The sequence below is a fragment of the Pseudomonas sp. T8 genome (assembly GCF_024610635.1).
GTDB classification, from domain to species: domain Bacteria; phylum Pseudomonadota; class Gammaproteobacteria; order Pseudomonadales; family Pseudomonadaceae; genus Aquipseudomonas; species Aquipseudomonas chlororaphis_I.
In genome coordinates, this window is sequence record NZ_CP102374.1 from 2284409 (window position 1) to 2305360 (window position 20952).

The 20952-nt window shown below is 63.0% G+C and carries 19 protein-coding genes; 2 read left to right on the forward strand and 17 right to left on the reverse strand.

What is annotated here, in order from left to right:
* Positions 1-10 precede the first annotated feature (10 nt).
* Both NRG23_RS10185 and rluC read right to left on the reverse strand, forming a co-directional pair.
* Entirely contained in the window at positions 11-673 is a 663-nt protein-coding gene (locus NRG23_RS10185) for an HAD-IA family hydrolase (RefSeq protein WP_009047829.1), read from the reverse strand.
* Positions 663-1619, reverse strand: a complete 957-nt coding sequence (gene rluC / locus NRG23_RS10190; RefSeq protein ID WP_007928042.1) for a 23S rRNA pseudouridine(955/2504/2580) synthase RluC — start codon at positions 1617-1619, stop codon at positions 663-665. Before rluC ends, NRG23_RS10185 begins: the two co-directional genes overlap by 11 nt.
* A gap of 716 nt (positions 1620-2335) precedes the next feature.
* Here rluC and rne point away from each other — a divergent pair.
* The gene (gene rne / locus NRG23_RS10195; protein ID WP_124339771.1) at positions 2336-5542 is read left to right on the forward strand and encodes a ribonuclease E; all 3207 of its coding nucleotides are present in this window, start codon (positions 2336-2338) and stop codon (positions 5540-5542) included.
* A 58-nt stretch (positions 5543-5600) separates the two neighbouring features.
* Here rne and NRG23_RS10200 read toward each other — a convergent pair whose 3' ends face one another.
* From NRG23_RS10200 to NRG23_RS10260, 13 genes are all read right to left on the reverse strand, one after another.
* Complete coding sequence (locus NRG23_RS10200) at positions 5601-6806, reverse strand: ISL3 family transposase (RefSeq protein WP_038575043.1); 1206 nt, start codon at positions 6804-6806, stop codon at positions 5601-5603.
* Positions 6807-6961: 155 nt separating this feature from the next.
* Positions 6962-7555 carry an NTP transferase domain-containing protein gene (locus NRG23_RS10205; RefSeq protein WP_257374592.1) on the reverse strand — a complete coding sequence of 198 codons (594 nt, stop codon included), beginning with the start codon at positions 7553-7555 and terminating at the stop codon, positions 6962-6964.
* Positions 7552-8547 carry an XdhC family protein gene (locus NRG23_RS10210; protein ID WP_016702175.1) on the reverse strand — a complete coding sequence of 332 codons (996 nt, stop codon included), beginning with the start codon at positions 8545-8547 and terminating at the stop codon, positions 7552-7554. Before NRG23_RS10210 ends, NRG23_RS10205 begins: the two co-directional genes overlap by 4 nt.
* Positions 8547-10865, reverse strand: coding sequence for a xanthine dehydrogenase family protein molybdopterin-binding subunit (locus NRG23_RS10215; RefSeq protein ID WP_257374593.1), 2319 nt, complete (start codon positions 10863-10865; stop codon positions 8547-8549). Before NRG23_RS10215 ends, NRG23_RS10210 begins: the two co-directional genes overlap by 1 nt.
* Positions 10862-11332 (reverse strand): (2Fe-2S)-binding protein, encoded by a 471-nt coding sequence (locus NRG23_RS10220; protein WP_009047823.1) that lies wholly within the window; start codon positions 11330-11332, stop codon positions 10862-10864. The genes NRG23_RS10215 and NRG23_RS10220 overlap by 4 nt, the downstream gene beginning before the upstream one ends.
* A 248-nt stretch (positions 11333-11580) precedes the next feature.
* Positions 11581-12600 carry a UDP-N-acetylmuramate dehydrogenase gene (murB, locus tag NRG23_RS10225; RefSeq protein ID WP_257374594.1) on the reverse strand — a complete coding sequence of 340 codons (1020 nt, stop codon included), beginning with the start codon at positions 12598-12600 and terminating at the stop codon, positions 11581-11583.
* A complete protein-coding gene (locus tag NRG23_RS10230; protein ID WP_007931667.1) occupies positions 12597-13061 on the reverse strand; it encodes a low molecular weight protein-tyrosine-phosphatase in 465 nt (154 codons plus the stop codon). The genes murB and NRG23_RS10230 overlap by 4 nt, the downstream gene beginning before the upstream one ends.
* Positions 13061-13825 carry a 3-deoxy-manno-octulosonate cytidylyltransferase gene (kdsB, locus tag NRG23_RS10235; RefSeq protein WP_009047820.1) on the reverse strand — a complete coding sequence of 255 codons (765 nt, stop codon included), beginning with the start codon at positions 13823-13825 and terminating at the stop codon, positions 13061-13063. The genes NRG23_RS10230 and kdsB overlap by 1 nt, the downstream gene beginning before the upstream one ends.
* On the reverse strand, positions 13822-14007 hold the full coding sequence (locus tag NRG23_RS10240) for a Trm112 family protein (protein WP_007931663.1): 186 nt from the start codon (positions 14005-14007) through the stop codon (positions 13822-13824). Before NRG23_RS10240 ends, kdsB begins: the two co-directional genes overlap by 4 nt.
* Positions 14008-14030: 23 nt before the next feature.
* Positions 14031-15041 carry a tetraacyldisaccharide 4'-kinase gene (gene lpxK, locus NRG23_RS10245; protein ID WP_028683134.1) on the reverse strand — a complete coding sequence of 337 codons (1011 nt, stop codon included), beginning with the start codon at positions 15039-15041 and terminating at the stop codon, positions 14031-14033.
* Complete coding sequence (locus NRG23_RS10250; protein ID WP_009047818.1) at positions 15041-15469, reverse strand: biopolymer transporter ExbD; 429 nt, start codon at positions 15467-15469, stop codon at positions 15041-15043. The genes lpxK and NRG23_RS10250 overlap by 1 nt, the downstream gene beginning before the upstream one ends.
* The gene (locus NRG23_RS10255) at positions 15466-16101 is read right to left on the reverse strand and encodes a MotA/TolQ/ExbB proton channel family protein (RefSeq protein WP_009047817.1); all 636 of its coding nucleotides are present in this window, start codon (positions 16099-16101) and stop codon (positions 15466-15468) included. The genes NRG23_RS10250 and NRG23_RS10255 overlap by 4 nt, the downstream gene beginning before the upstream one ends.
* Before the next feature lie 102 nt (positions 16102-16203).
* Positions 16204-18435, reverse strand: a complete 2232-nt coding sequence (locus tag NRG23_RS10260) for a DNA internalization-related competence protein ComEC/Rec2 (RefSeq protein ID WP_257374595.1) — start codon at positions 18433-18435, stop codon at positions 16204-16206.
* Positions 18436-18583: 148 nt separating this feature from the next.
* Here NRG23_RS10260 and NRG23_RS10265 point away from each other — a divergent pair, with 148 nt between their 5' ends.
* A complete protein-coding gene (locus NRG23_RS10265) occupies positions 18584-19099 on the forward strand; it encodes a DUF2062 domain-containing protein (protein ID WP_009047815.1) in 516 nt (171 codons plus the stop codon).
* Positions 19100-19147: 48 nt separating this feature from the next.
* Here the strand turns inward: NRG23_RS10265 and NRG23_RS10270 are convergent, their stop codons facing one another.
* Together NRG23_RS10270 and NRG23_RS10275 are read right to left on the reverse strand one after the other, a co-directional pair.
* Positions 19148-19927, reverse strand: coding sequence for an ABC transporter permease (locus NRG23_RS10270; protein ID WP_007931651.1), 780 nt, complete (start codon positions 19925-19927; stop codon positions 19148-19150).
* The gene (locus tag NRG23_RS10275) at positions 19924-20856 is read right to left on the reverse strand and encodes an ABC transporter ATP-binding protein (protein ID WP_009047814.1); all 933 of its coding nucleotides are present in this window, start codon (positions 20854-20856) and stop codon (positions 19924-19926) included. The genes NRG23_RS10270 and NRG23_RS10275 overlap by 4 nt, the downstream gene beginning before the upstream one ends.
* Positions 20857-20952: the final 96 nt, after the last annotated feature.

Sequence of the window (20952 nt, forward strand, 5' to 3'; positions counted from 1 at the left end):
CCCAAAAGGCTCAATTGCCCCGCTGGCTGAGCCAGGCATGCAATTGAGGAAAACTATCGATAGACAGGCGCGGCTCATAAGCCTGCAAGGCTGCCAGCGATTGCGCGCCATAACTGACCGCAACCGATGCCATGCCCGCGTTACGCGCCATCAGCAGGTCGAAGGAGGAATCCCCGACCATCAACGCTTGCTCGGGGCGCACCTCGCAATGCGCCAGGATCTGCTCGAGCATCAGCGGATGAGGCTTGCTCGCGGTTTCGTCGGCAGCGCGAGTGATGTCGAAATAATCTTCCCAGCCATGGGCCTTCAACACCCGGTCCAGGCCACGACGCGCTTTACCGGTCGCTACCGCCAGATGATATCCCTCGCGCCGGAAAGCTTCGAGAGACTGCACTACCCCGGCAAACAACGGAGAAGGCTCGGCCTCCAGAGCAATGTAGTGATCGGCATAGTGCTGGCGGAAATCCACCAGCTCGGCATCGCTGATGTGTGGATACAGCGTGCGGATCGCCTCCGGCAACCCCAGGCCGATGATGCCCTTGACCGCAAAATCGTCGCACCGGGCAAATCCCGAGCGATCGGAGGCCACATGCATCGCCTCGACTATCCGACCAATGGAGTCGGCGAGGGTGCCGTCCCAGTCAAAGATCAGCAGCTTGTAATCAGGGTGCACTCAGGCGCTCCACGGTCTTGGCCCACATTTCATCCACCGGTGCCTGCAATTTCAGCTCGCCGCCATCGGGCAGCGGCACGGTCAGCATGTAGGCATGCAGAAACAGGCGCTTACCGCCCAGGTCACGAATTTCCTTGGTGAAATCGTCGTCGCCGTACTTGCTGTCGCCAGCAATGCAATGCCCGGCATGCAGGGTATGCACACGGATCTGGTGAGTACGGCCGGTTACCGGTTTGGCTTCGACCATGGTGGCGAAGTCACCGAAGCGGCGCAGCACCTTGAACACGGTCAAGGCCTCCTTGCCCTCCTCGTTCACTTCGACCATACGCTCGCCGGAACGCAGGTTGCTCTTGAGCAATGGCGCACGGACCTGCTTGATCGAGGTCGCCCAGTTCCCACGCACCAGCGCCATGTAGCGCTTGTCGACACCATCGCCGCGCAAGGCTTCATGCAGATGGCGCAGCATGCTGCGCTTCTTGGCGATCATCAGCAGACCGGAAGTATCGCGGTCGAGGCGGTGAACCAGTTCCAGTTCCTTGGCGTCCGGGCGCAACTGACGAAAGGCTTCGATCACCCCGAAATTCAGACCGCTGCCGCCATGCACGGCGATGCCGGCGGGCTTGTTGATCACGATCAGGGCCTTGTCTTCATAGACAATCGAAGCCTCCAGGCGCTGCAACAGCCCCTGCGCCACCGGCACAGGTTCGTCGCGCTCAGGCACGCGCACCGGCGGCACGCGCACGATATCGCCGGCCTGCAGCTTGTATTCGGGCTTGATCCGACCCTTGTTCACTCGCACTTCGCCTTTGCGCAAAATGCGGTAAATCAAGGTCTTGGGCACGCCTTTGAGCCGAGCGAGGAGGAAATTGTCGATTCGTTGGCCGGCATATTCCGGCGAGACCTCAAGCAGTTGAACGCCTGGGGTCGAGGGGGCAGTAGTCGTCATGGCGCAAATGATAACAATTTTTTATGGAATTGAAGCACTTAATGATTACTGCTATAGTCGCGAACGCCGCCAAAAGCGGCCTGGACAGCGGACCAACGGCCAACAGCCGGCCCTGACCAACGCAATTCACCAGGATGCGAGGCCGTCCTACGGGGCTTTCGCTACGAACGGTGGAGTTTTGCAGTTGTAACAAGCGCAGGTGACATGAGGCCTGAAGCACGCCGAAAAGCAGAGTTCCCACTCGCCTTTCGAGCAAATATTCACGGCCAGTTCACAAAGTGCAGTCAGCTACGAACGAACCCGAGCGAGCGCTTCGGAAACACCGCCTAAATTAGCCATGATGCGTGAGCTCCCCTTTCGGAGCTCACGGTAAATGCCAACCCGCTGCGGATTCTGCGCGCGGCAGCACCCGAATTATCAGGGATACGTGTAGGGTGGAGATGCACAACCGTCGGACTGTGTAGCATTAGGCTTTATCAAGACGCTTCATCTCGTCCACAGTCGCCGGTTGATTCCTCCTCCTGATTGAGCTTTTGCTTAAGAGGTGCCTTTTGTCACCCCAGCAAGCAGGACGCGTGAGTCGCGAGTTCGCCCCAACTGGCCGGATTTCGCTAGACACTGGAGCGGCCAACCGCTCCTGACGCACCTGACACCGACCGTGAGAAGTCGTGTGTGCCGAACGCCGTTTCCGGCAGCCCGGAAACCGACGGTACTACATGAAAAGAATGCTGATTAACGCAACTCAACCCGAAGAGTTGCGTGTTGCACTGGTAGATGGCCAACGCCTCTACGACCTGGACATCGAATCCGGTGCACGCGAGCAGAAGAAGGCCAACATCTATAAAGGCCGTATCACTCGCATCGAACCAAGCCTCGAGGCTGCCTTTGTCGATTTCGGCTCTGAGCGCCACGGCTTCCTGCCCCTCAAAGAAATCTCCCGCGAATACTTCAAGAAAGCCCCCGAAGGCCGCGTCAATATCAAGGACGTCCTGAGCGAAGGCCAGGAAGTCATCGTTCAGGTCGAAAAAGAAGAACGTGGCAACAAGGGCGCAGCCCTGACCACCTTCATCAGCCTGGCCGGTCGTTACCTGGTGCTGATGCCGAACAACCCGCGTGCCGGCGGCATCTCCCGTCGCATCGAAGGCGAAGAGCGCAATGAACTGCGCGAAGCCCTGAACGGCCTGGTAGCCCCTGCCGACATGGGTCTGATCGTGCGCACTGCCGGCCTGGGCCGCAGCAGCGAAGAAATGCAGTGGGACCTCGACTACCTGCTGCAACTCTGGACCGCCATCAAAGAAGCCTCGCTGGACCGCGCAGCGCCTTTCCTGATCTACCAGGAAAGCAACGTGATCATCCGCGCCATCCGCGACTACCTGCGCCAGGACATCGGCGAAGTGCTGATCGACAGCGTTGAAGCCCAGGACGAAGCCCTGACCTTCATCCGCCAGGTGATGCCGCAGTACGCCAGCAAGATCAAGCTGTACGAAGACAGCGTCCCGCTGTTCAACCGTTTCCAGATCGAAAGCCAGATCGAAACCGCCTTCCAGCGCGTCGTCGAACTGCCTTCCGGTGGCTCCATCGTCATCGATCCGACCGAAGCCCTGGTGTCCATCGACATCAACTCGGCCCGTGCCACCAAAGGCAGCGACATCGAGGAAACCGCCCTGCAGACCAACCTGGAAGCAGCGGAAGAAATCGCTCGCCAACTGCGCCTGCGTGACATCGGCGGCCTGATCGTCATCGACTTCATCGACATGACCCCGGCCAAGAACCAGCGCGCCGTGGAAGAGAAAGTCCGCGAATGCCTGGAAGCCGACCGCGCCCGCGTCCAGGTCGGTCGCATCTCGCGCTTCGGCCTGCTGGAGATGTCCCGTCAGCGCCTGCGCCCATCCCTCGGCGAAAGCAGCGGCATCGTCTGCCCACGCTGCAACGGCACCGGCATCATCCGCGACGTCGAATCGCTGTCGCTGGCGATCCTGCGCCTGATCGAAGAAGAAGCCCTGAAAGACCGCACCGCCGAAGTTCGCGCCCAAGTGCCGATTCCGGTCGCGGCCTTCCTGCTCAACGAAAAACGCAATTCGATCACCAAGATCGAACTGCGCACCCGTGCTCGTATCGTCATTCTGCCGAACGACCATCTCGAAACGCCGCACTTCGAAGTCCAGCGTCTGCGCGATGACAGCCCGGAAGCCAGCATCAACCAGTCCAGCTACGAAATCGCCGCTGCCGCTGCCGAAGCCGAAGAAGTCCAGCCAGCCGCCGCGACCCGCACCCTGGTTCGCCAGGAAGCCGCCGTCAAGACTGCTCCAGCCCGCGCCAACGCACCGGTTCCAACCGAAGTTGCCGCCGCTCCTGTTGCCGCCCCGGCCGCCGTTGCCGAGCCAAGCCTGTTCAAGGGCCTGGTGAAGTCCCTGGTCAGCCTGTTCGCCACCAAGGAAGAGCCAGCCGCTCCGGTCGTGGTTGAAAAACCGGCCACCGAACGTCCTGCGCGCAACGAAGAACGCCGCAACGGTCGCCAGCAGAGCCGCAACCGTAACGGTCGCCGCGACGAAGAACGCAAGCCACGCGAAGAACGCGCCCCTCGTGAAGAGCGCGCACCGCGCGAAGCCCGCGAAGAGCGTCAGCCACGTGAAGTCCGCGAGGCTCGCGAGGAAGTCCAGGCCACCGCTCGCGAAGAGCGCGCGCCGCGTCCGCCACGGGAAGAGCGTCAACCACGCCCACCACGCGAAGACCGCAAGCCACGTGGCGAGCGTGAAGAGCGTGTGCGTGAACTGCGCGAACCGCTGGACGCCGCTCCTGCCGCTACCGCTGAAGAGCGTCCGGCTCGCCAGCCACGCGAAGAGCGTCAACCGCGTCCACCGCGTGAAGAGCGTCAACCACGTGCCGAACAGGCCGCTGCCGTCGCTGAAGAAGAGCTGCTGCCGAACGAAGAGCAACTGCAGGAAGACGGCCAGGAGAACGCCGAAGGCGATCGTCCACGCCGCCGCTCCCGTGGCCAGCGTCGTCGCAGCAACCGTCGTGAGCGCCAGCGTGACGCCAACGGCAATGTGATCGAAGGTTCGGAAGAGAACAGCGAAGAGCCAAGCAGCGCCGATCTGGCCGCAGGCCTGGCGGTAACCGCCGCCGTTGCCAGCACCGTGATCAGCGCCCCGGCCGAAGCCCAGGCTCACGAGCAGGCCGAACGTGCCACCGCTGCCGTCCAGGAAGCCGCACCGACCGTCGAAGCACCGGTCGTCGAGGCCACCACTGCGGTAGGGATTCCAGCAGCACCTGCTGTTGAAGTCGCCCAGGCCCGTGAAGAACAGCGTGAAGAACAGACCGCGCAACCTGCTGTTGTTGCAGAACAACCCGCAGTGGTTGCCGAGCCAGTGATCGAAGCGCCAGTCGCACAAGCACCAGCGGCAGAGCCAGCCCAGGAAGCGCCTCGTACCTTCGAGCGTGCCGCCGAGGCGATCGTTGCCGAAGCGCCTGCGCCAGTCGCAGAAGTCGTGGCTGCTGAGCCTGTAGTTGCCGAGCCTGTAGTTGCCGAGCCTGTGGTTGCCGCACCGGCAGCACCGGTTGAAGCACCTGCCGCCGAAGTGGCTGCGCCGGTTGTCGAGACCGCTCCGGTCAGCGCCCTGACCAGCACCGGTCGCGCACCAAACGACCCACGTGAAGTGCGTCGTCGCAAGCGCGAAGCCGAGCGTCTGCAGAAGGAGGCCGAACTGGCTGCCGCTGCCGCCGCTGAAGCTCCGGTAGAAGCCGTAGTGGCTGCCGAGCCTGCGCCGGTGGTTGCCGAGGTGGTCGAGGCTGCTCCTGCTGCCGAACCGGCCATCGAGCAACCTGCCCCTGCTGCCGACGAAGCCCCGCGCTCCGTCGAAGAAGTGGTAGAGCACAAGCCAAAGGCCCTGGAAGAAGAGCACGAGCCTAAACCTCTCGTCTGATTCCTAGCCCGATAAAAAGCCCCGCCTGGTCACCCAGGCGGGGCTTTTTTATGGTTCTTCACGGAATACCGGGAAAGACGCTCTTGATCTTCATGAAAAAGAATTCGCTATCCCGGTAACCGTACGCCATTCGTTTGATGACCTTTATGCGATTGTTTATTCCTTCCAGCTGACCGGTGTGCATCGGCCAGCGAACGCGGCTGACGATGCCCCGCCAGTAACTCTTTAGCCGTTTGGCGAACTGGATCAGTGCCGGTATTTCGCTTTCATGAGCATGGCGCAACCATTGCTTCCAGGCCGATCTCCAGCTCCAAGCGGTATTCGGCGTCCAGAGCGTTTTGAGTTCAGCCTTCATCAAGTAGACCGTCATCAACGCTTGGTTGGCCGCCAGCAAATCCTGCAAGTGAACCTGTTGTTCCGGCGTTTTCAGATTCTGTGGATTGCGTAGCAGTAGCCATCGCGCTTGCTTGATGACCTTACGAGCAGGCTTGTCGTGGCGTAGCCGATTAGCCTCGTCAACGCGGACCCGATCAATCACCTCTCGGCCATATTTGGCCACCACATGGAAGAGGTCGTAGACCACGCGCGCTTTGGGGCAGTGCCGGCGAACCTCCAGGTCAAAAGCGGTGTTCATGTCCATCGCCACCGCTTCGATTCGGGCGCAACCCTCTGGTCCCAACTCTTCGAAGAACGGCCTGACCGCCGCACGGCTGCGGCCTTCGCCGATCCACAGCACTCGTCGTGTATCCGCATCCAGCACCACACTGGCGTAACGATGGCCCTTGAACAGAGCGAACTCGTCCATCACCAGACGCCGTGGTTGCGCCTTCGGCAGATCGCTCAATGCCGTTTGCAGGGCGCGACGCTCTAGCAGCCGAACGGTGTCCCAATGCAACCCAAACAGTTGAGCCACGTGTAACGTGGGAAGGCGCTCGCAGGCTTGAATCACCGCATCGGCCAAGCGGCGCGTCATACGGGCATAGCGATCCAGCCAACTGACAGTCTCCATGCGTTTGCCGCAGTCACGACAGCCAACACGTCTGAGCAAAACGCTGAGGCGCACTGCACGGCCGAGAATGGGCAAATCACGAACGACTCGCTCGCAATACTCGTGAGTGGTTGAACAGGGCTTTTGGCATCCACCACAGGAAGGGAGTCGGGTGGTGTGGGGCGTCAGATCGATCTGTAGGGCATCGCCATCAGGCTTGATCGTGACGACAGAAAAGCCCTCCCAAAAAGGAAGGAAAGTATTAATATCGTGCATAAGAACGCCGGTTTTTTAGATGTGTTTGCTCGCACGAACATCATCAATCAAATCGGCGTTCTTGTTTCTGTGTTTCCCGGAATTCCGTGAAGAACCTTTTTTATGCCTGCGATTCTTTGATCATCACGCCCGCTGCGAGAGCGAACACAACGATCTCAACCGGTAAAAACCAACGCCTGCGGCACATCCACGTCCCACAACACGCCTGCATCCGCCAGCTCTACCTCGACAACCTGCCCCGCGGCAAACAATGGCCTGGCGCCTCGATCCCCGGACAAGCCCTGCAACGCCTGCCCAAAGGCCGCGCCAAAAGCCACCGGATGACCATAGGCACCGTCATGCACAGGTACCCTGATCATTCGCTCGCCCAGCCCCCGCGCCACACTTTCGATACTCGACGGCAGGATAAAGGGCATGTCCCCCAGCAGCACCAGCCAGCCACTGGCATCGGTACAGGCTCCGACGGCGGCCGCGAGGCTATCGCCCATGCCCGGCGAATCCAGAAGCACCACCTGGCAGCCATAGGCTTCAGCCAGGGTAATGACTTCGCGGCGATCCGGTGTTGTCACCAACACCCTACGAGCCAACAACGCGGGCAAGTTCTTCAAGACCTGTTCGATTACCGGCCTGACCACCCTGTCCCGCCCCTGGCATGGAGCCAGCAACTTGTCCTGCCCGGCCCCTGCCGCCTGCCGATAACGGCTGCCCTGCCCTGCGGCCAGGACCACCGCGCACAGCGACTGACTCAAGCGCTCACCTGCGCAGTGACTTGAGACGGCTTTTTCTGCAACAGGTCGATGCCGTTCTTGATGGCGACGATCTCCGACATCACCGACAAGGCAATCTCCGCCGGCGTATGGCTGCCGATATGCAGGCCGATAGGCCCGTGCAAGCGTTCGATGGCCTGCGGCTCCAGCCCCAGCTGGGCTAGGTTCTCCCGACGCTTCTGACTGTTGACCCGAGAACCCAGCGCCCCGACGTAAAACGCCCGGGAATTGAGCGCGGTCAGCAGCGCCATGTCATCCAGCCTCGGGTCATGGGTCAACGCGACAATGGCGGTACGCTCGTCGGTCTCGATGCTCAGCACCGCATCGTCCGGCATCCCCGCCACAAAACGCCCATGCTGCTCTTCCCAGCCGTAGACGAACTCCTTGCGCGGATCGCAGATCAGCACTTCGAAGTCCAGCAGCCGCGCCATTTCCGCCACATACCGCGACAACTGCCCGGCGCCGATCAGCAACAGCCGCCAGCGCGGGCCATAGATCGCCCGCAGGGTCGTGTCATCGAAGCTCAGCACGTCGGTCTTGCTGGCCGGCTTCAGCAGCACTTCGCCGCTGCTCAGGTTCAACTCCCGGGCAACAATCTCATGCGCCTCGCAACGCGCCAGCAGTTCGGCGACCCAGGCCGGATCGCCAACCCGCTCCTCGGTCAGGCGCAGGGTGCCGCCGCAAGGCAGGCCAAAACGCGCGGCCTCCTCGCGGGTCACGCCATAGGTCACCAGCTGGACCGGCGGCCCGTCCTGAGGCAGGCGGCCATCGTGCAAACGGGCGATCAGGTCGTCCTCGATACAACCACCCGAGACCGAGCCGATCACCATGCCGTCTTCGCGCAAGGCCAGCATGGCGCCCGGTGGCCGCGGCGCGCTGCCCCAGGTCTGGACCACGCTGTACAAGGTCACGCGCTGCCCCGCGCGGCGCCATTCCAGCACGCTGCGCAGGACATTCAGATCAACGCTGTCCATCAGGCCTTACCCGCTTGTTGCCAGCCTTGCAGCTGGTAACGCACGGGTAGGTTGCGGATGCGCTTGCCGGTGGCGGCAAAGATCGCATTGCACAGGGCCGGCGCGATCGGCGGCACGCCCGGCTCACCGACACCGCCCAACGGCACATCGCCCGGCGGCGTCACCAGGTGCACGGCAACCTCCTTCGGCGCCAGGGACATGCGCGCCACTTCATACATATGGAAGTTGTCCTGCTGGACCTTGCCGTCCTTGAAGCTGATCTCGCCCACCACCGCATTGCCCAGGCCCATCACACAGGCGCCCTCGAATTGCGAGCGGATACGCTCAGGGTTGATCTGCGGACCGCAGTCCACGGCGATATCGGCCTTGTGCACGATCAGGGTGCCATCATCCTTGACCTCGACCTCGATCACCGCCGCCACATAGGTGACGAAGCTGTAGTGCACCGCCAGCCCCAGGCCACGGCCCTTGGGCAGGCTGCGTCCCCAGCCCGCCGCCTTGGCCGCGGTCTCCAGCACGCCGCGCATGCGGGCGGTGTCGATCGGGTAACGCTCCGGCGACTCACCGTAGTTCCATTCTTCGCTCAAGGTCCGTGGATCGATCCGGCGATCCGGCCCCAGCAGCTTGAGCTGGTACTTCAACGGGTCCTGACCGGCCTTGTGGGCCAGTTCGTCGACAAAGCTCTGGATGGCGAAACCGTGGGGGATGTTCGACACCGAGCGATACCAGCCAACCCGGGTATGCGCGGCGGCCTCGGGGTTTTCCAGGCGCACGTTGGGAATCGCATAGGCCAGGTTGGTAAAGCCCATGCCCAGCTCGAAGGCGGCCTCATGGTTCATGCCCGGGGCGAACAGCGCAGTGATGCTCGGCGCCACGGTGCGGTGCAACCAGCCGGACGGCATGCCGTCCTTGTTCAGGCTGGCCTTGAGGTATTCCGCCGACACGGTGTGAAAGTAGGAGTTATGAATGTCGTCTTCGCGGGTCCATTGCACCCGCACGGCCTTGCCCGGCACTTCCTTGGCGAGGATCGCCGCCTCGAGGATGAAGTCGGGTTTGGATTTACGCCCGAAGCCACCGCCGAGCAGGGTGATGTTGACCGTCACCTTGTCGAAGGGAATACCCAGGCGCTCGGCGATACGTTCGCGGGTCACCTGTGGCGCCTGGCTCGGCGCCCAGGCTTCGCACTGGCCGTCCTTGAAGCGCGCCACGGCGACCATCGGCTCCATCGGCGCCTGCGCCAGGTGCGGCAGGTAGTAGGAGGCTTCCAGGCTGCTGTCGGCGCCGCTCATGGCTTCATCGATATTGCCGGTGCTGCGCACCACCTTGCCCGGCTTGAGCGCCGCGGCCTCCAGCTCCTTGCGGTAGGCAATCGAGTCGTAGCCGGCGTTGACGCCATCGTCCCATTCGATCTTCAGCGCCTCGCGGCCCTTGATCGCCGCCCAGGTGTTGCTGGCGATCACCGCCACGCCCCCCAGCGGCTGGAACTCGGACGGCAGCGGACGGCTGTCGATCTGCAGCACCTTGATCACCCCCGGGACCTTCAGCGCCGCGCTGCCATCGAAGGATTTGACCTTGCCGCCATAGACCCGTGGGCGCGCAACCGTGGCGAAGAGCATGCCGTCGAAATGCACATCGGCGCCGTAGACCGCCTGGCCGTTGACGATGTCCGCACCGTCGATGGCGCGGGTGCCCTCCTTGCCGATGTAACGGAATTCGCCCGGCTGCTTCAAGCGCAGACTGTCACGGGCCGGCACCGCCAGGGCGCTCGCCGCGGCGGCCAGGGCGCCGTAGCCCAGTTCACGGCCGCTCGGCTGGTGGATCACTTTATGCAACTGCGCCCGGCACTCGGCCAGCGGGACTTTCCACTGCTCGGCCGCCGCTTGTTCAAGCATGGTCCGGGCGGCCGCGCCGCAGCGCCGCATCGGCTCGTACCAATGGCGCATGCTGCGCGAACCGTCGGTGTCCTGGTTACCGAACAGCGCCTCGTCGCCCGGTGCCTGCTTGACCTTCACCAGCGCCCAGTCGGCCTCCAGTTCGTCGGCGACCACCATGCTCAGGCTGGTACGCACGCCCTGGCCCATTTCCGAACGGTTGCAGAGCACGGTCACGCTGCCATCGGCGGCGATGCTCACGTACACCTTGGGGTCATCGACCCAGCCATGGGGCATACCATCGGCACCGAATTTCTTCTCTTCGGCAAAGGCATCCTGCCAACCCCAACTGGCCGCCAGCACCAGCGCACCGGTGGCGCCAACGCCCTTGAGAAAACCGCGGCGGCTGAGGTTGCTCAAGGCAAAATCATTCGGCAGCTGGCTCATGCCTTGGCCTCCTTCAGGTGGCTGGACGCCTGGCGGATCGCGGTCTTGATCCGGTTGTAAGTGCCGCAACGGCAGATGTTGCCGACCATGGCGGCTTCGATCTGTTCGTCGCTGGGGTTGGGGTTGACCTTGAGCAAGGCGGTGGCCGACATGATCTGCCCGCCCTGGCAGTAGCCGCACTGGGCCACTGCGCTGTCCAGCCAGGCCTGCTGTACGACTTTGCCGACCGGGTCGCTGTGCAGGTTGTCGATGGTGCTGACGTTCTGCCCGACCACCGAACCGATCGGCGTGATGCAACTGCGCGCCGGGGAGCCGTCGATATGGATGGTGCACGCGCCGCACAGGCCCATGCCGCAACCGAACTTGGTACCGTTGTAGCCCGCCACGTCGCGGATAGCCCAGAGCAGCGGCATGTCCTCGGTGACATCCAGTTGATGATCTTGACCGTTGAGTTTCAGAGTAATCATGGGCACGCCCGCATATTTTCCGTTTATGGGGTCGAGCAATCTGCCGTTGAGTACAACGACTTGCAGGAGCAGATCGACTCAGGCTAATGGGCTCTCTTATGAAGACGAGACGTCTTCACCGGGCCTTTGGAGGTACAAATAGTTGCATTGTTAGCAGGCTAAGTTAAGCCGCGATTAACAAAAAAGCCTTGCAGGGTGTGAACCCGTGCAAGGCTTTGCTAGTGCGCTCTGAGCTTAGCTCAACGGGCTCAATAGAGATTGGGTTCCATCTCCAGCTGAACATGGAAGCGCTCGGCGATATCCTGCTGGATCCTTCGCGCCAGGCTCAACAACTGCAAGCCCGTGGCACCGCCATAGTTGACCAGCACCAGCGACTGCAAGCGATGCACCCCGGCATCGCCATCGCGAAACCCTTTCCAGCCCGCCTGCTCGATCAACCAGCCAGCTGCCAGTTTCACCTGCCCGTCCGCCTGTGGATAACCCACCAGCCCCGCATGCCGCCGCCTGATCTCGGCCGCCAGCGCCGCGGGCACCACCGGGTTCTTGAAGAAGCTGCCGGCATTGCCCAGCACGGTCGGGTCCGGCAGCTTTTCGCTGCGGATGCTGCAAATGGCGCGACTGACATCGCTGGCCGTCGGCTGCTCGATGCCCTGCTCGCTCAAACGCTGGCGCACCGGGCCGTACTCCAGATGCAGATGCTCGCTGCGGGCCAGGGCAAACCGCACCCGCAGAATCAGCCAGCGGCCGGCCTCTTGCTTGAACAGGCTGTCGCGGTAGGCGAACTGGCATTGTTCCAGGCTGAAATCGCGCAGCTCGCCGCTCTGCCGATCCAGCGCGGTCAGGCCGGCGAACACATCCTTGATCTCGACCCCATAGGCGCCGATGTTCTGCATCGGTGCCGCGCCCACGGTCCCCGGGATCAGGCTGAGGTTTTCCAGGCCGGACAAGCCCTGCTCAAGGGTCCATTGCACGAACGGGTGCCAGGTCTCGCCGGCTTCGGCCTCGACCACCACTTGCTGGCCATCGTCGCTCAGCAGGCGAATGCCCCGGGTGCTCATGCGCAAGACCAGCGCCGGAATATCAGCGGTCAGCAGCAGATTGCTGCCGCCGCCAATCACCAGCAGCGGCAGTCGGTGCTGCGCCGAATAGGCCAGCGCCTCACGCACGTCGGCGTCGCTGTGGGCCTCGGCGAACAGCTGCGCGCGCACATCGACACCGAAAGTGTTGAAGGGCTTGAGGGAAACCTGGGACTGCAGATGCAAGCTCATAGGCGCCCCTTCAGCTCGATGACCAGCCGGTCGCTGGCGTACTCGATCAGGTCCAGCACCTGTTCGAAACCTTGCTCACCGTCGTAGTAAGGATCTGGCACCTCGTCCACCGCCGCTTCGTAGCGGCGCAGGAACAGGTCCAGCTCGGCCTTGCCCTGGGCCGGCTGCAGCGCCTTGAGGTTGCGCAGGTTGCTCTCGTCCATGGCCAGGATCAGGTCGTAGCGGGCAAAGTCCGCACTGCTGACCTGCTGGGCGCGCTGGGCCGACAGGTCGTAACCGCGCAACAGCGCTGCGCGCTGGCTGCGCTTGTCCGGCGCCTTGCCGATGTGCCATTCGCCGGTCCCGGCGGACGCGACTTCGACCCGATCGGCCAGCCCCGCTTCGCGCAACTTGTGGCGCAATACGCCTTCCGCCGTCGGCGAACGGCAGATATTGCCCAGGCAGACAAACAGAACCCGCATCAGGCCTCCAGCAGGCGACGAACGCGCTCAAGGTCTTCGGCGGTATCGACGCCACCGGGCGGCGCTTGCAGGGCATCGGCGACATGGATGCGCACGCCGTGCCACAAGGCCCGCAACTGCTCCAGCGACTCGGTGTTTTCCAGCCAGCACGGGCCCCAGTTGACGAAGTCATGCAGGAAGCCGGCGCGGTAGGCATAGATGCCGATATGGCGGCGATAAGGCACGCCTTCCGGCAGCAGGTCGCGGTTTTTCGCAAAGGCGTCGCGCGCCCAGGGCAACGTGGCGCGGCTAAAGGTCAGGGCCAGGCCGTTGATGTCACTGACCACCTTGACCACGTTCGGGTTGAACAGAGTCTCGACGTCTTCGATCGGCTCGGCCAGGGTGGCCATGCTTGCTTCGGTGTGGGCGGCCAGGTTGGCGGCCACCTGATCGATCACCGCCGGCGGGATCAACGGCTCGTCGCCCTGGACATTGACCACGATGGCGTCTGCCGCCAGGCCCAGCTGGCTGGCGACTTCCGCCAGGCGATCGGTCCCGGAATTGTGGTCTTCGCGGGTCAGCACCGCTTCGGCACCGAAACCCTGGCAGGCCTCGACGATACGCACATCGTCGGTCGCCACCACCACGCGCTGGGCGGCGCTCTTGCAGGCCTGTTCCCAGACGTGCTGGATCATCGGCTTGCCGGCGATCAACTGCAGCGGTTTACCCGGCAGGCGGGTGGAGGCGAATCGGGCTGGAATGACAACGGTAAAGGCTGTGGTCATTTATCCAGGCGCTCGTCGGTGCTGAGGGTGCGGGCTTCGCTTTCCAGCATGACCGGGATGCCATCGCGAATCGGATAGGCCAGGCCGGCGCCTTTGCTGATCAGCTCGGTCTTGTCGGCGCTGAGCTTCAGCGGTCCCTTGCAGATCGGGCAAGCGAGGATATCGAGCAATTTGGTGTCCATGAGAATTCCCTGGATAGAAGCGTTTAAGGCAAAAGACGAGCGGGCAACAGGCGCATCAGCTGTGTATCGAACCAGGCCACGAAGGCCGGGGATGGCACAGCATCCACCGCCAGATACCACCAGTCGGAAGCCGCGAAGGTGCGGCACTTCACCGCATCCTTTTCGGTCATGACCAGCGGCAGCGACGGGGTGAAACTCAGCGCCTGCGCGCTGTATTCGGCGTGGTCGGCAAAAGCATGCGGGACAGGCTGCCAGTGTAGCGTTTCAAGGGTAGTGAAGAAACGTTGCGGATTGCCGATACCGGCCACCGCATGTACCGCCTGCCCTGGCGCGAAGTGCTCAAGCCCGCGGCGTTCGCCGCTTTGCAGATTGACCAGGGCGGTGGGCGCCAGGCGAAAGGCAAACCCATCCTCACGATCGTCGCTGGCGCCGTTGTAGAGCACTGCGTCGACGCTTTGCAGGCGCTCGACCGGCTCGCGCAGCGGCCCGGCCGGCAGGCAGCGCCGGTTGCCCAGGCCGCGCGCGGCATCGATCAGCACCAGTTCGAGGTCGCGGGCCATGCGGTAATGCTGCATGCCGTCGTCGGAGAGAATCAGGTCCAGCGGCTCGGCGGCCAGCAAGGCCCGCACGGCGCGGCTGCGGTCGGGGTCGATCATCAGCGGCACGCCGGTGCGCTGGACGATCAGCAAGGGTTCGTCGCCAGCGATATCGGCGCTCTGCTCGGCGGCGACCCGCCATGGCAACTGCGGCGGCTTGGCGCCGTAACCACGGCTGACCACGCCAACCCGCAGCCCGCTGCGCTGGCAATGCTCGATCATCCACAGGATCAGCGGCGTCTTGCCGGTACCGCCCACGGTGATATTACCCACCACCACCAGCGGCACCGGCGGCTGGTAGACATTGCCCTCGCCGGCCAGGAAGCGTTCACGCTTGCGCACCACCACCCGGCGATAGAGCCATTCCAGGGGCCGCAACAGGCTCAGCACGGGATGGCCGTTGTACCAGGCAGCGAGCAAACGATCGGACATGGCCATCAGGGTGCTGGCGCCGCCTCGACGGTGGTCATGCGCAGATGGCTGAAACCGAGCTTGCCGGCGGCGTCCATCGCGGTAATGACGGCCTGGTGCTGGGTCTTGCCATCGGCGCTGATGGACAGAGGCAGGTTGGTGTCACCCGCCGACTCCTTCTGCAAGGCTTCGATCAGGCTGGCCAGGTCGCTCTTGGGCAGCACCTGGTTGTTCACCGAAAACACCCCGTCGGCGCTGATGGCGATATCCAACTGCTTGGTCTGCTGGTCTTCGGCCGGCGAGCCGCTGACGGCCTCCGGCAACTCGACGCGCAACTGGGTTTCCCGGGTAAAGGTGGTGGTCACGACGAAAAACAGCAGCAGGATAAACACCACGTCGATCAACGACGCAAGGTTGATATCAATAGTTTCCCGTGGCTTGCGGCGGAATTTCACGCTTTGCCCTCGGCCAGATCGACGTCGCGGTCGCCCTGCACCACTTCGACCAGCTTGATGGCTTCCTGCTCCATGCCAACCACCAGCTCATCGACCCGGCGTTGCAGGAAACGGTGGAAGAACACCGCCGGGATACCGACCATCAGGCCGGACGCGGTGGTAATCAGCGCCTTGGAGATACCACCGGCCAGCACTGCGGCGTTGCTGGTCATGCCCGAGCCCATGAACGAGCTGAAAATATCGATCATGCCCAGCACCGTCCCCAGCAAGCCCAGCAGCGGCGCCATGGCGGCGATGGTGCCGAGGGCATTGAGGTAGCGCTCCAGTTCGTGAATGACCCGGGCGGCGGCTTCCTCGATGCACTCTTTCATGACCTCGCGACCATGCTTGGAGTTGGCCAGGCCGGCGGCCAGGATCTCGCCCAGGGGTGAATGGGCGCGCAGTTCCTTGAGCTTGTCCTTGTTCAGCTGTTTGTCCTTGATCCAGCGCCACACCTGGCCCAACAGATGTGGCGGGGTAACGCGGCTGGCCCGCAGGGTCCACAGGCGCTCGGCAATGATGCCGACCGCAACAATGGAACTCAGAATGATCGGCAACATCATCCAGCCGCCGGATATGACCAATTCCCACACAGTGACAGTCCCCTCGAAAAAGTGCGCCACTCTAACATAGGGGCCGAATGCACCGAAGAACCTGATGTCGCATGCCTTCAGGCTTTAATAACTCTCGGTTATTTAAGGAGATAGTGGCCATTTGCGCCAAAAGCGTCGCTGCGCCCGCAGGCTCGTCGGTTCGGTGTAGGTGCCCAGCATCAACCGTAGCGCTCCTTGCTCCGCGCTGTCGTAAATGGCAGTCCCTTGCTGGCGATAACGCTCGACGACCTGCGGGTGCGGATGCCCGAAGCCATTGCCGTGCCCTCGGGAAATCAGCACCGCCGAAGGCGCAAGGGCCTTGAGCAAAGCCGGGGACGACGAGCTGCGGCTGCCGTGGTGCGGCGCCTGCAACCAATGGGTCTCGACGGCCAGCGGGGTATCCAGCAACGCTCGTTCCGCCAGGACGTCGATATCCCCCGTCAGCAGCAAACGCTCGCCCTTGGCCTCGACCTGCATCACGCAGGACTTCTGGTTGCCATTCTGCGCATCCGTCCATTGCCACAAAGAAAACCGTACTCCGTCCCAGTGCCATTGCTCGCCGCTGGCGCAAGGCTCTGCCGACAAATAGGCCGGCAAACCCTCGGGATCGCCGCTGACCAGCCTGGCCACCGGCAAGCCGCGCTGGATGGCGTCGGCGCCACCGGCATGATCGGCATCGGCGTGGCTGAGCAGCATCAGGTCGAGGCGCGCGATGCCCAGCTTACGCAACGATGGCAGCACTACCCGGGCGCCCAGGTCGGAATCACCAAAACGCGGGCCGGCGTCATACAGCATCGCGTGCTCGCGAGTCCGCACCAGCACCGCCAGGCCCTGCCCGACATCCAGCTGCCAGACTTCCGCCTCGCCGTATGGCAGCGTGTTTTTCGGCGGAAACACCATCAACAGCAGCATCGGCCATCCCAAGGGACGCAGCGGCACACCCGCGGGCAACAACAGCAGAAAGGCCCCCAGCGCACTGATGCTCCAGGCCCAGAGCGGTATGGCCGGTGCTATCCACGCCGGCCATTGGGCAGCCAATAGCGCCAGACCGCGGAACAATAAATCCAGCAAACCACCGGCCAGCCAGAGCAGGCCTTCGCCCAGGTAAGGCACCGGCAGCAACAAGGTCCCGAGCAACGCCGGCGGCAGCACCAACAGACTGATCCAGGGTTCCGCCAGCAGATTGGCCAGCGGCCCGCTGAGGCTGATGGGCAACCCCAGCGCCAGCAGCACCGGGCACAGGCCGATGGCGATCAACCATTGAATACGGGTCCAGGACTGCCACCAGCGCCAGCCCCCCAGACGCCCGCCAAAGATCAGGATCAGCACCGCCACCGCGGTAAAGGACAGCCAGAACCCTGGCTGCAGGCTGGCCAGGGGCTCGAACAACAGCACCGCATTCAACGCCAGCAGGAACGGCCACCAGGCGCCCAGGTGACGAAAGCGCAGGCGCCAGATCAGTACCAGGGCAACCATCACGCAGGCACGACGCACCGGCACATCGAAGCCCGCCAGCAATCCGTACCCCAGGGCCGAAGCGAACGCCAGCCCACAGGCCCAGGGCAGCCAGGGCCAACGTCCGGGCCACAGGCCGTAGCGGGCCAGCCCCGCCACCAGGGCATACATTACGGCAGCCAGCAAACTGATGTGCTGCCCGGAAATCACCATCAGGTGCACGGTCCCGGTGTCTTGCAGGACACGCCAATCCTCCCGGCTCAGCCCCGAGCCGTCACCCAGCACCAGGGCCGCCAGGCCACCGGCGCGCCCCTGGGCATCGACTTGCAGCAAGCGTTGGCGAATGCGCGCACGCCAGCTCTCCTGCGTGGCGGCCAGCAGTTGCCCATCCTTGACCGTGCCCGTGGCGCCAATGCGCTGGGCCAGCAGCCAGGCCTCGTGATCGAAGGCCTGCAGATTGACCAGCCCAGCGGGCCGCTTGAGTTTTACCGCCAGGCGCCAGCGTTCGCCGCTGTGCACCGGCGGCCCGCCATACCAGGCCAGGCGCAGGCGCTGGGGAATCCGTCCGCGCCGTGCCCGCCCGCCTTCCAGTTCGAAACGCAGCACGCCCTCGGCCTGCTGCGGCAGTCCCACTACCCGGCCCTCAAGCCAGCGGGTCTGTCCGTCGAGCGGTTCCGGCAAACGATCGTCCAGCGCCCATTGCGCACTCACGCAAGCCCACGCCAGGCCCAACAGGAAAAAAGCCAATGGATAGGTGCGAAACGGCAGCAGCATCAAGGCCACCACCGGCAGCACTGCCAGCCATCCGATCGCTGGCAGCGCCGGCAAAAAGCGCAGGCTCAAAAGCCCCGCCGCCAACGCCAGCATCCCTGTGCGCATAAGCCCGTCCTTGAGCAGTTTTTGAGTGTTCCCACTCTCTGGCTTAGCTCAGCGGACAGGGCGCCAGCTTTATCATTTGTCACAAAGTCTGAATGGGCGCCTTCTAGAATCCGGGCATACTTGCCGCTTGAACTGACCGAGAAGCCTTATGCCCCGGCGCCTATTCAAACGTTACATGCCAGATCCAACCAGCATCAGGGAACACAAGTCCTTACGCTTTCTTGGCACATTGCTGCATGACCCCAACCTCTGGCACCTCAACCGGCACTCCGTGGCACGCGCCATGGCGGTCGGCCTGTTCGCGGCCTTCATGCCGATCCCGGCGCAAATGTTGCTGGCCGCGGTGCTGGCCATTTCCGTGCGCGGCAACATGCCGATTGCCGTGAGCCTGGTCTGGCTGACCAATCCGATCACCATGCCGCCGGTGTTTTTCTGCACCTATCAGGTCGGTGCCTGGTTGATGAACGTGCCCGCCCGGACCCTGCCCGACGAGCTGACCTGGGAATGGATCAGCGGCGAACTCTCGACTCTCTGGCAACCCTTCCTGCTGGGCTCGGTGGTGGCCGGCCTGGTGCTGGGCGCCCTCGCCTATTGCCTGACCATGCTGTACTGGCGCTGGTGGGTCGGCCGGCAATGGCGCCGCCGCAGGCAGAGCCGGCTGTAGAAACGCAAACGGCCTCCCGAGGGAGGCCGTTGTTGTATCTGCGCAGGCTTACTGGCGCATGCCGCGACCGCTGACCAGCAGGCGGGCACAACCGAAGTACAGGACCACGGTGGCGACCAGCATGAAGGTAATGGCCACGCTGATCTGGATGTCGGAAACCCCCAGGATGCCGAAACGGAAGGCGTTGACCATATGCAGCACGGGGTTGGCCAGCGACACCGTCTGCCAGAACGGTGGCAGCAGGGTGATGGAATAGAACACTCCGCCCAGATAAGTCAGCGGGGTCAGCACGAAGGTCGGGATGATCGAGATATCGTCGAAGTTGCGTGCAAATACCGCGTTGATAAAGCCCAGCAGCGAAAAGATGGTCGCGGTCAGGACCACCACCAGCAAGGTAATGCCCAGGTGATGCACTTGCAGATGGGTGAAGAACAGCGACAGCAGCGTCACGATCACGCCCACCGCCAGCCCCCGCAGCACACCGCCCAGGGTGTAGCCGATGAGGATGGTGTGCGGCGATACCGGCGACACCATCAATTCCTCGATGGAGCGCTGGAACTTGCTGCCGAAGAAACTCGAGACCACGTTGCCGTAGGAGTTGGTGATCACCGACATCATGATCAGGCCCGGCACGATGTACTCCATGTAGGTGAAACCGCCCATGTCGCCGATCTGCCGGCCGATCAGGTTGCCGAAGATCACAAAGTACAGAACCATGGTGATCGCCGGCGGCAGCAGGGTTTGCGGCCAGATCCGGGTAAAACGCCGGACTTCGCGATAGACGATGGTGTTCAGCGCGACAAGGTTGGGCCGTAGCTCGGAACTCATACCGCCACCTTCGACAGGTTTTTCTCCACCAGGGACACGAACAACTCCTCAAGGCGATTGGTTTTGTTACGCAGGCTCAGCACTTCGATGTTCTGCTGGGCCAACTGGCTGAACAGCGCGGTGATGCCCACGGCCTTGTCGACCTGGACTTCCAGGGTGTGACTGTCGACCAGCTTGCTCGGATAGCCGATCAGTTGCGGCGCCACCTTCATGTCGGTCTTCAGGTCGAGCAGGAAGGTTTCCACATGCAGCTGGCTGAGCAGCTGGCGCATGCTGGTGTTCTCGACGATGGTGCCGTGGTCGATGATGCCGATGTTGCGGCACAGCTGCTCAGCCTCCTCCAGGTAATGGGTGGTGAGGATGATGGTGATGCCTTTCTGGTTCAGTTCGGTGAGGAAGGTCCACATCGAACGACGCAGCTCGATGTCCACGCCAGCGGTTGGTTCGTCGAGGATCAACAGGCGCGGCTCGTGCACCAGGGCGCGGGCGATCATCAGCCGGCGCTTCATGCCGCCGGACAGCGAGCGCGACGGCACATCGCGCTTGTCCCACAGCCCAAGCTGGGTCAGGTACTGCTCGGCCCGCTCCTTGGCGACCTTGGTCGGGATGCCGTAGTAACCGGCCTGGGTCACGACGATGTCGAAGGTCTTCTCGAACTGGTTGAAGTTGAACTCCTGCGGCACCACGCCGATGCAACGCTTGAGCGCGGCGGGCTCGCGGTCCAGGTCATGGCCGAAGACACTCACCGTGCCGCTGGTCTTGTTTACCAGGGTCGAGAGGATGCCGATGGTGGTGGATTTGCCGGCACCGTTGGGGCCGAGCAAGGCGAAGAAGTCACCTTCGGCGACATCCAGATCGATACCACTCAGGGCCTGGAAACCGTTGCCGTAGGTTTTGGTTAGCTGCCGGATGGACAGAGCGGAACTCATATCGGATTTACGCACCAAGAAGGGAGAACATTATAGGTAAGGGCGGATCGCCTGCATTGCAACGGCGCCGGATACACCCAATGGTGCTTGCCGACG

Bases quoted from the DNA above. Each gene is read 5' to 3' on its own strand.
- NRG23_RS10230 (WP_007931667.1), bottom strand. From the start codon at position 13,061: ATGCGGGTTCTGTTTGTCTGCCTGGGCAATATCTGCCGTTCGCCGACG.
- lpxK (WP_028683134.1), bottom strand. From the start codon at position 15,041: ATGGCCATGTCCGATCGTTTGCTCGCTGCCTGGTACAACGGCCATCCC.
- NRG23_RS10275 (WP_009047814.1), bottom strand. From the start codon at position 20,856: ATGAGTTCCGCTCTGTCCATCCGGCAGCTAACCAAAACCTACGGCAAC.
- murB (WP_257374594.1), bottom strand. From the start codon at position 12,600: ATGAGCTTGCATCTGCAGTCCCAGGTTTCCCTCAAGCCCTTCAACACT.
- NRG23_RS10200 (WP_038575043.1), bottom strand. From the start codon at position 6,806: ATGCACGATATTAATACTTTCCTTCCTTTTTGGGAGGGCTTTTCTGTC.
- rluC (WP_007928042.1), bottom strand. From the start codon at position 1,619: ATGACGACTACTGCCCCCTCGACCCCAGGCGTTCAACTGCTTGAGGTC.
- rne (WP_124339771.1), top strand. From the start codon at position 2,336: ATGAAAAGAATGCTGATTAACGCAACTCAACCCGAAGAGTTGCGTGTT.
- NRG23_RS10260 (WP_257374595.1), bottom strand. From the start codon at position 18,435: ATGCGCACAGGGATGCTGGCGTTGGCGGCGGGGCTTTTGAGCCTGCGC.
- NRG23_RS10265 (WP_009047815.1), top strand. From the start codon at position 18,584: ATGCCCCGGCGCCTATTCAAACGTTACATGCCAGATCCAACCAGCATC.
- NRG23_RS10215 (WP_257374593.1), bottom strand. From the start codon at position 10,865: ATGAGCCAGCTGCCGAATGATTTTGCCTTGAGCAACCTCAGCCGCCGC.
- NRG23_RS10210 (WP_016702175.1), bottom strand. From the start codon at position 8,547: ATGGACAGCGTTGATCTGAATGTCCTGCGCAGCGTGCTGGAATGGCGC.
- kdsB (WP_009047820.1), bottom strand. From the start codon at position 13,825: ATGACCACAGCCTTTACCGTTGTCATTCCAGCCCGATTCGCCTCCACC.
- NRG23_RS10220 (WP_009047823.1), bottom strand. From the start codon at position 11,332: ATGATTACTCTGAAACTCAACGGTCAAGATCATCAACTGGATGTCACC.
- NRG23_RS10240 (WP_007931663.1), bottom strand. From the start codon at position 14,007: ATGGACACCAAATTGCTCGATATCCTCGCTTGCCCGATCTGCAAGGGA.
- NRG23_RS10270 (WP_007931651.1), bottom strand. From the start codon at position 19,927: ATGAGTTCCGAGCTACGGCCCAACCTTGTCGCGCTGAACACCATCGTC.